Origin of the sequence: Prosthecobacter sp. (assembly GCF_044373815.1) — a bacterium.
GTDB lineage: Bacteria > Verrucomicrobiota > Verrucomicrobiia > Verrucomicrobiales > Verrucomicrobiaceae > Prosthecobacter.
In genome coordinates this window covers 1-7,084 of the sequence record NZ_JBIPNG010000349.1, presented here as the reverse complement: position 1 = coordinate 7,084, position 7,084 = coordinate 1, and the positions used below count along the sequence as shown (strand labels likewise).

The 7,084-nt window shown below is 59.8% G+C and carries 8 protein-coding genes; 6 read left to right on the top strand and 2 right to left on the bottom strand.

Annotated elements, in window-relative coordinates:
* The first annotated feature begins 77 nt into the window (after positions 1-77).
* Together ACIREA_RS22780 and ACIREA_RS22775 are read left to right on the top strand one after the other, a co-directional pair.
* On the top strand, positions 78-1,451 hold the full coding sequence (locus ACIREA_RS22780; protein ID WP_397384646.1) for a Gfo/Idh/MocA family protein: 1,374 nt from the start codon (positions 78-80) through the stop codon (positions 1,449-1,451).
* A gap of 102 nt (positions 1,452-1,553) precedes the next feature.
* On the top strand, positions 1,554-1,790 hold the full coding sequence (locus ACIREA_RS22775; RefSeq protein WP_294398876.1) for a hypothetical protein: 237 nt from the start codon (positions 1,554-1,556) through the stop codon (positions 1,788-1,790).
* A gap of 7 nt (positions 1,791-1,797) precedes the next feature.
* Here ACIREA_RS22775 and ACIREA_RS22770 read toward each other — a convergent pair whose 3' ends face one another.
* Positions 1,798-3,033 carry a glycoside hydrolase family 71/99-like protein gene (locus ACIREA_RS22770; protein ID WP_397384645.1) on the bottom strand — a complete coding sequence of 412 codons (1,236 nt, stop codon included), beginning with the start codon at positions 3,031-3,033 and terminating at the stop codon, positions 1,798-1,800.
* Positions 3,034-3,085: 52 nt separating this feature from the next.
* On the opposite strand from ACIREA_RS22770, the gene ACIREA_RS22765 reads away from it, so the two are divergent.
* The 4 genes from ACIREA_RS22765 to ACIREA_RS22750 all read left to right on the top strand — a co-directional run bounded on the left by ACIREA_RS22765 (position 3,086) and on the right by ACIREA_RS22750 (position 6,588).
* Positions 3,086-4,144 carry a serine hydrolase domain-containing protein gene (locus tag ACIREA_RS22765; RefSeq protein WP_397384644.1) on the top strand — a complete coding sequence of 353 codons (1,059 nt, stop codon included), beginning with the start codon at positions 3,086-3,088 and terminating at the stop codon, positions 4,142-4,144.
* Positions 4,145-4,217: 73 nt separating this feature from the next.
* Positions 4,218-4,658, top strand: coding sequence for a RidA family protein (locus tag ACIREA_RS22760; protein ID WP_294398867.1), 441 nt, complete (start codon positions 4,218-4,220; stop codon positions 4,656-4,658).
* Positions 4,659-4,723: 65 nt separating this feature from the next.
* Complete coding sequence (gene miaB / locus ACIREA_RS22755) at positions 4,724-6,082, top strand: tRNA (N6-isopentenyl adenosine(37)-C2)-methylthiotransferase MiaB (protein ID WP_397384643.1); 1,359 nt, start codon at positions 4,724-4,726, stop codon at positions 6,080-6,082.
* Complete coding sequence (locus ACIREA_RS22750) at positions 6,079-6,588, top strand: GNAT family N-acetyltransferase (protein WP_397384642.1); 510 nt, start codon at positions 6,079-6,081, stop codon at positions 6,586-6,588. The genes miaB and ACIREA_RS22750 overlap by 4 nt, the downstream gene beginning before the upstream one ends.
* Here ACIREA_RS22750 and ACIREA_RS22745 read toward each other — a convergent pair.
* Positions 6,585-7,084 (bottom strand): adenylate/guanylate cyclase domain-containing protein (locus ACIREA_RS22745; protein ID WP_397384641.1); only part of this gene is annotated, 500 nt, incomplete at its 5' end. The two genes, ACIREA_RS22750 and ACIREA_RS22745, sit on opposite strands and share 4 nt — an antisense overlap.

Here is a 7,084-nt window from a genome sequence, read left to right as displayed (position 1 = left end):
ACCAAGTCTGCTGGGATTGATTGAGGACCGAGAACGGGCGAGAGAGCTGCTCACGTCATTGCGTTCCCATCCCCCTCATGAACCGCCGCCATTTCCTCAAGCAATCCCTCGCCGCCACCGCGTCCATTTCCGCCCCCGCCATCCTGAGCGCGCGGTCCCCGAATTCGATGTTCCAAGTGGCCTCGATCGGAGTCGGCGGGATGGGAGCCGTAACGGTGATGAGCGTGCTGCAGCACTCCAAAGTGCGGCTGGTTGGCATGTGCGATGTGGATGCGAAGACACTCGAACTCGCCCGCGGCGGCAATGCAACCCGGCGAAAAGAACTTCAAGACCCCGATGCCGCCAAGCGGCTGGAAGGCGCGGCACCCTTTCATGATTATCGCGAGATGATCGCCAAGCTGGGCGACAGCATTGACGCGGTGACGATCGGCACGCCGGACCACATGCATGCGGCCATGGCAGTGACGGCGCTCCGGGCAAAAAAGCACGTCTATCTGCAGAAGCCGCTCACCCATCACATCCACGAGGCGCGGATTCTCGGTGCCGAGGCAGCAAAGGCTGGAGTCACCACCCAGATGGGTACGCAGGGACATTCCAGCATCGAAACCTCGCTCGCGGTGGATCTCATCAAGAGCGGTGCCATCGGCAAGGTAAAGGAAATCATCTGCTGGGAGAACAAAAAAGCGAATTGGTGGCCCAAAGTCACCGAACGCAAAGCGCAGGCAGATCCAGTTCCGGCGAATCTGGACTGGAATCTGTGGCTGGGCGTGGCCGATGAAGTGCCATTTCTTGACGGTGCCTATCATCCCTCCATGTGGCGCTCCTGGGTCGATTTCGGCGTCGGCATGATGGGTGACATGGGTTGCCACTATTTCGACGTCGTCTTTGCCTGCCTCGGCCTCGCCGCACCCACCCGCCTCCGCTGTCTCGATGCAGGCAGCAAGGGAGATCTCTATGCGCAGAAGCGCCATCTGGAACTCGAGTTCCCCGGCACACTTCTCACGGTGGGCGACAAGATCAAGATGACCTGGACCGACGGCGGCTATCCGTATGACCCCCGCGTCATTAAGCCCGGCGTGCTGACCAAAGACACCCCCAGCGGCATTTTCTTCATTGGAGAAAACGGCAGCATCTTCAAGCCACACAGCCAGCGCCCGTGGCTGTTGCCAGAGGAGAAATTCACCGGCTTCGCCTATCCGAAAACCCGCATCGCAAACCATTACACCGATTGGGTGGATGCCTGCATCAAGGGCGAAAAAGCCGCCGCCGATCTGCCCACATACGGCTGCCCCGTGACGGAGGCGGTGCTCCTCGGCGTCCTCGCCGAGCGCAATCCCGGCGGCTGGATCGAATGGGACGCCGCCGCTGGCCAGGTGACTAACCAGCCCGCGCTCAATGCCCAGCTCACGCGGAAATACCGCGATGGCTGGAGCGTCGCCGGGCTGGGCTGAGGGTGCCTGAACATCAGCAGAGCAAGCACAAAAAAGAGTGTAAGTTGTTTATCAGCGGCGTTGCACTCGGCCAATGTCGTCGTAGCATCGTATTGTAATTCAATGAGCGCGCATGAGCACAAACCAGACTCACGTCTGAAGCAGGCCGAGAAGATCGCCACCCACCCAGAGCAGTACAAAGTCTGCGAAGGCTGCGGCTCCATCGTGGTCACGCGCGCCATCACCTGCCCGAGCTGCCATGCCTACCTCTTTGACGCCACCTCTGTGCGCGTGATTGCGCAGGCCAAGGAGCTGGCGCTGCGTGCGGCGAATTCGGTTCTGGCCTCGGACTTGTCGTAAATCCGGCTCAGCGCTTGGGCATCGTATCCGGTGTCTCACCACGCAGCAGTTTGCCAAGCATACCCGTGAGCCACAGGTAGTGATCGTTCGGCAGCTCAGGCTCCGCGAGGAAGCGGCTTTCACCCACAGGCGGATGATTGTCGGTTTTGAAAATGGCCGTTCCTTCATCCAGTTCGTCAAACATGGCCACGTACAGCATCTGCGCCCCGGCCTGCTTGGCCGCAGTCGCCTGTGACCAAAGGAACTGACCGCCACGACGCGGGATCGCGTCAAACTTCGCCTCCTGATTGCGTGACTTCGAGAGATTCGTCCAGCTGAAGCCTGGGAAGAGGACCGGCAGGTAATCAACCTTGTGCTCGGCACACCACGCGATGTCCGGCTTCAGAACTTTCTCCCCACGGCTGGCGGCGTCCTGGGGCGTACCGAAGCGTCCCACCGCCCAAGGGCTGACGATGTCCGCACGGGCAATGAGTGCATGCAGCTGGGGGTCTTTGATGCAGTCATGGTCCAGCGTGCGCCAGTAGTAGGGCACTCCCAGCATGATGGCACAGCCGCCGAATTCAGGATCATCACGCAGAAAGGCGATCAAGCGTGACCACTCTTCGAGCATCGGCGCACGGTCATTAAACCCAAGGCCCCACAGCGCCACGAGGGGCTTGCCGTGATGTTTGAAATAGCTGGAGCCCTTGGGGTCCAGACGTTTCTCGGTGATGAGGCGCTTCCAGTCGTCGATCACCAGCTGAATACCATCCTCCTTGATGCCGCTGAGGTCATACATCAGCGTCAGTCCGCGCCCGTTGGTCTTGGCGGCTGCCTGACAGTGCGTGAGCACCTGATCCATCGGTTCACGAAAGCGCTTGTCACGTGTGGTGGCGGCGAAGCGCTGCACAAAAGCGCCGTCGATGCCGTAGTCACGCATCCATTTGAAATGAAGCTGCACGACAGCCGGATGCACGGAACTGAAGACCTCGGCGGTGCGGCCATCGGTATGCTTGAACGGCGTGGCCAAGCGGGCTTCTTTCGGCAGCTCACTCACATCCGGCCATAGCTCGATGTGCGAGTGCCCCGGCTCGAAGGTTTTGCCAGCGGCGTAATGATGCCAGCCATTGTTGCTGCCATCACCCTCACACCGGAACCAGCCCTGATAGCCGCAGACGACTTTGCCCGTGAGCGTGCTCGTATCCACGGTCTGGGCATGGACGCTGAAGGTGAGGAAAGCAGGCAGAATGAGAAACCGGAGCATGCGGGATGTTTTCATTGGCGGCAGCTGGGCGTCAAGGTGTGATGTGGTCCGCATGAAACGACGCGCCTTTGTGACTTCGCTGGCCGCATGGCCGATGGCTGCTGCTGCTGCTGCTGCTGCGCCCACGTCCGAGGAGGGAAAGATCCGTGCCATCGCCGAAGCATTTCTGCGTGAGCATGGCATCCAGGGCATGAGCATCGCCTATGGCAGAGATGGCAAGATCGACTTCGAGGCAGGCTATGGCTTTGCCGATGCGGATGCTGAAGAAGCCGTGACCCCACAGCACCGCTTTCGCATCGCCAGTATCTCCAAGCCGATTACGGCCACCGCAGTGATGATGTGCATCGAAAAAGGTCTGATCCAGCCCGACAGCAAGGTCTTTGGCCCTCAGAGCATCCTGGGTGGAGATTACAGCGGGGATGTGGCGGCGGTCACCGTGGATCACCTGCTTACCCACACCAGCGGCGGCTGGGCGAACGACAAAGATGACCCCATGTTTAAAAATCCGCGGATGGACCACGCGGAGCTCATCGCTTGGACGCTGGCCAATCAGAAACAAACCCACAAGCCCGGAGAACACTTCGCCTATTCAAACTTTGGTTACTGCGTCCTGGGCCGCGTATTGGAAAAAGTGCTGAAGCTGCCATACGACAAGCTCATCACGCAGGAGGTGCTGACAAAATGCGGCATCACCAGCATGCAGATCGCCGGCAATACCCTGGCGGAGCGGCAGCCGCAGGAGGTGATGTATCTCACCGCCAAACCGGGCGCGGCTTACGGCATGAACGTCACGCGCATGGACTCGCACGGCGGCTGGATCGCCACCACCAGCGATCTGGTCCGCTTCGCCTCCCAGCTTCCGATTTTGCTCAAACAGGATTCAATTCATGCCATGACCACGCATGGAGTCAGCGAGGGCTACGCACGCGGCTGGAACGTAAACAAGGTGCCCAACTGGTGGCACACCGGATCGCTTCCCGGCACCACCACGATCATGGTCCACACCGCCAAGGGCTTCTGCTGGGCCGGTTTGCTCAATGGTCGCAGCGAAGGCTTGGGCCTCGCTTTGGACAAGCTGATGTGGCAGATGGGCGGATTGGTGAAGGCCTGACGGCTGTGATTGCAACTGTTTGCCAGTTTTCGTTTTCCCAGTTCGTATTTTGCGTTCACTTCTCACTTCCATCATGACACCCCAGCAAAAAGCAGAATCCCTCGGTCTCGTTTTCACCAAGCAGCCACCCGCCTACCTGAACCTCTGCATCCGCAGCGGCAATCAACTCCTCACCTCCGGCCATGTGAGCGATCTCAAGGGCAAGCTGGGCGCCGGTGTCTCAACGGAAGACGGCTACAAGGCCGCCAAGAACTGCGCCGAAAAGGTGCTGCGCTCCGTGTGGGACACCCACGGCACGTTGGACGGCCTCAAAGTCCTCAAGGTACTCGGCTGCGTGAACTCCACCTTGGAATACACAGATCAGCACCTCGTCATCAACGGCTGCTCCGATTTGCTGCACGAAATCTTCGGCAAGGAAGGCGACGGCTACCACGCTCGCAGCGCCTTGGGCTTCGCCCAACTCCCCACCGGCGCAGCCGTGGAGGTCGAGGCGATCTTTGAGATCAAGGCCTGACCCGGCAGGGCCAAAGCGCCTTGAGGTTGTCTTTTGGCCGGGGTTGGGTATTCTCCCAACCCCCAATGCCACGCGTCCACATCAAAACCTACGGCTGCCAGATGAACGAACGCGACACCGAACAGGTGTCGCAGATGTTCGTCGAGCGCGGCTACACCATGACGGCTCGTGACGAGGACGCGGACGTGGTGCTGATCAACACCTGTTCCGTGCGCGATCAGGCGGAACAAAAAGCCCTGGGCAAGATGGGCATGGTGCGGCGGCGGCGCACACCATTGGTCACCGGCTTCATGGGCTGCATGGCGCAGAGCCGCGGCAGCGAGCTGGTGAACAAAGCAAACGTGGACCTCGTCGTCGGCACGCAGAAGTACCATCGCGTCGTCGATTACGTGGACGAGATCATCCGTGCCAAAGAAGCGAAGCAGATGGACGACGAGCGCTTTTCCATCGTCGATGTGGAAGAGGAAGCCTCCTCCCAAAACACCATCCGTGATCACACGCTGAAGGAAAAGCAGGCCAGCGCCTTCGTCAGCATCATGCAGGGCTGCAACATGAAGTGCACCTTCTGCATCGTGCCTTACACACGCGGCGGCGAGCGCGGTCGGCCCATCGCAGACATCGTCGAAGAAGTGAAACGCCTCGCGGATCGTGGCGTGAAAGAGGTCACCCTCCTCGGCCAGATTGTGAATCTCTACGGCAGGCATGAGTTTCCGGCAGTGGACGGCAAAAGCCCCTTCGTGCAGCTGCTGGAGGCCGTGCATGAAGTGCCCGGCATCAAACGCATCCGCTTCACCAGTCCTCATCCGATTGGCTACAAAAAGGATCTCATCGAAGCCTTCACCTACCTGCCGAAACTCGCGGAACATGTGCATCTGCCTGTGCAAAGCGGCAGCGATGCCATCTTGAAGCGCATGCACCGCCCTTACACCGCGGCCAAGTTCATCGAACTCGTCCAGCGCATTCGCGAGGCGCGCCCGGACATCGCGGTGACAACGGATGTGATCGTCGGCTTCCCCGGCGAAACCGAAGAGAACTACTTGGAAACGCGGCAGATGTTTGAAACCATCGGCTTCGACAACGCCTTTGTGTTTCGTTATTCCAAACGCCGTGGCACACCCGCAGCAGAGATGGAAGAGGCCATTCAGGTGCCCGAGCGCGTCAAAGAAGAGCGCAATCAGGATCTGCTCTCGCTGGTCAACCGCATCGCCCTGCCGATGTACGATGCCCTCGTGGGCAAAGAGGTCGAAATCCTCTGCGAAGGACCCAGCAAGACGAACGATCAGCGCCTCACCGGCCGCACAGGCTCAAACCGCATCGTGGTTTTCGACGGCAATCCCGAACGTCACACGGGCGAAATCTTCAAGGTTCGCGTCGCTGAAGCCGGACACTTCACCTTGTTTGGCGATCCTGTGCTGCATGCATGAGCTCAGCGCTGCAAATCGAACTGCGCCCCCTCACTCGTGAGCATGCGCCCGCGTTTTGCCAGCTGGTCATAGCCCTGGCCGAGTTTGAAAAGCTCCCACCTCCCGACGAGTCCGCGCAGGCACGGCTTGTCGAGGATGCCCTGGGCGCAAAGCCGCGCATCGAAGTCTGGCTCGCGTTTGTAAACGAGGACACCGCTCCCTGCGGCTACATGATTCTCGTGGAGACCTATTCAAGCTTTCTCGCGCTGCCGACCCTCTATCTCGAAGACCTCTTTGTCCTCCCCGAGCACCGCAAAGCCGGCGTGGGCGGCACCTTGCTCAAAAAGGTGGTAAGCCTCGCGCATGAGCGCGGTTGTGGCCGCGTGGAGTGGACGGCGCTGGATTGGAATGTGAACGCTCAACAAGTCTATGAGCAGCGCATCGGTGCCAAACGCATGAGCGAGTGGCTGCTCTACCGCATGACGCGTGAAGACATGCAGCGCCTCCTCGACCGCGACGCGTCCTAGAACGACATCGTCGGCACGTCGATCAGCGAATAGACTTCGACTGGATCAGGCTGCCCCTTCACCGGATGTATGCCGGCGTTTTGGTAGAGTTGCAGACCTTCCGGCCAGCCATTCAGAAATGGCGCACCTGCGAGCACTGGCACCTGCAGCTTGCGGGTCAGGCTTTCGATACGGAAAGTCACGTTCACCGCTTCACCCACGGCGGTGTTCACTCCACGGCCCATGGCACCCAGAGCGACATCACCGATGTTCAGGCCGATGTGGCAATGAACTTCGAGGTTCATGTTCTCCTTCAGCCACTTGCGCTTGGGAGATTCACTGGAATCAGGGCTGCTGAGAATCTTGGCGGCCTCGGTCGCCTTGATGCGGGAGCTGATGTCATCTCCCGGCCAGTAGGCAAACACACCGTCGCCGATGAACTTGTCGATGATGGCATCGCGGGTTTTCAGAACTTTTTCGCACTGCGCATACCACTCACGCAGCATGGCGGCCACCT

What these genes read in the sequence shown, in the direction of transcription:
- ACIREA_RS22780 (WP_397384646.1), top strand. Translation starts at nt 78, where the DNA reads ATGAACCGCCGCCATTTCCTCAAGCAATCCCTCGCCGCCACCGCGTCC.
- miaB (WP_397384643.1), top strand. Translation starts at nt 4,724, where the DNA reads ATGCCACGCGTCCACATCAAAACCTACGGCTGCCAGATGAACGAACGC.
- ACIREA_RS22770 (WP_397384645.1), bottom strand. Translation starts at nt 3,033, where the DNA reads ATGCTCCGGTTTCTCATTCTGCCTGCTTTCCTCACCTTCAGCGTCCAT.
- ACIREA_RS22750 (WP_397384642.1), top strand. Translation starts at nt 6,079, where the DNA reads ATGAGCTCAGCGCTGCAAATCGAACTGCGCCCCCTCACTCGTGAGCAT.
- ACIREA_RS22765 (WP_397384644.1), top strand. Translation starts at nt 3,086, where the DNA reads ATGAAACGACGCGCCTTTGTGACTTCGCTGGCCGCATGGCCGATGGCT.
- ACIREA_RS22775 (WP_294398876.1), top strand. Translation starts at nt 1,554, where the DNA reads ATGAGCGCGCATGAGCACAAACCAGACTCACGTCTGAAGCAGGCCGAG.
- ACIREA_RS22760 (WP_294398867.1), top strand. Translation starts at nt 4,218, where the DNA reads ATGACACCCCAGCAAAAAGCAGAATCCCTCGGTCTCGTTTTCACCAAG.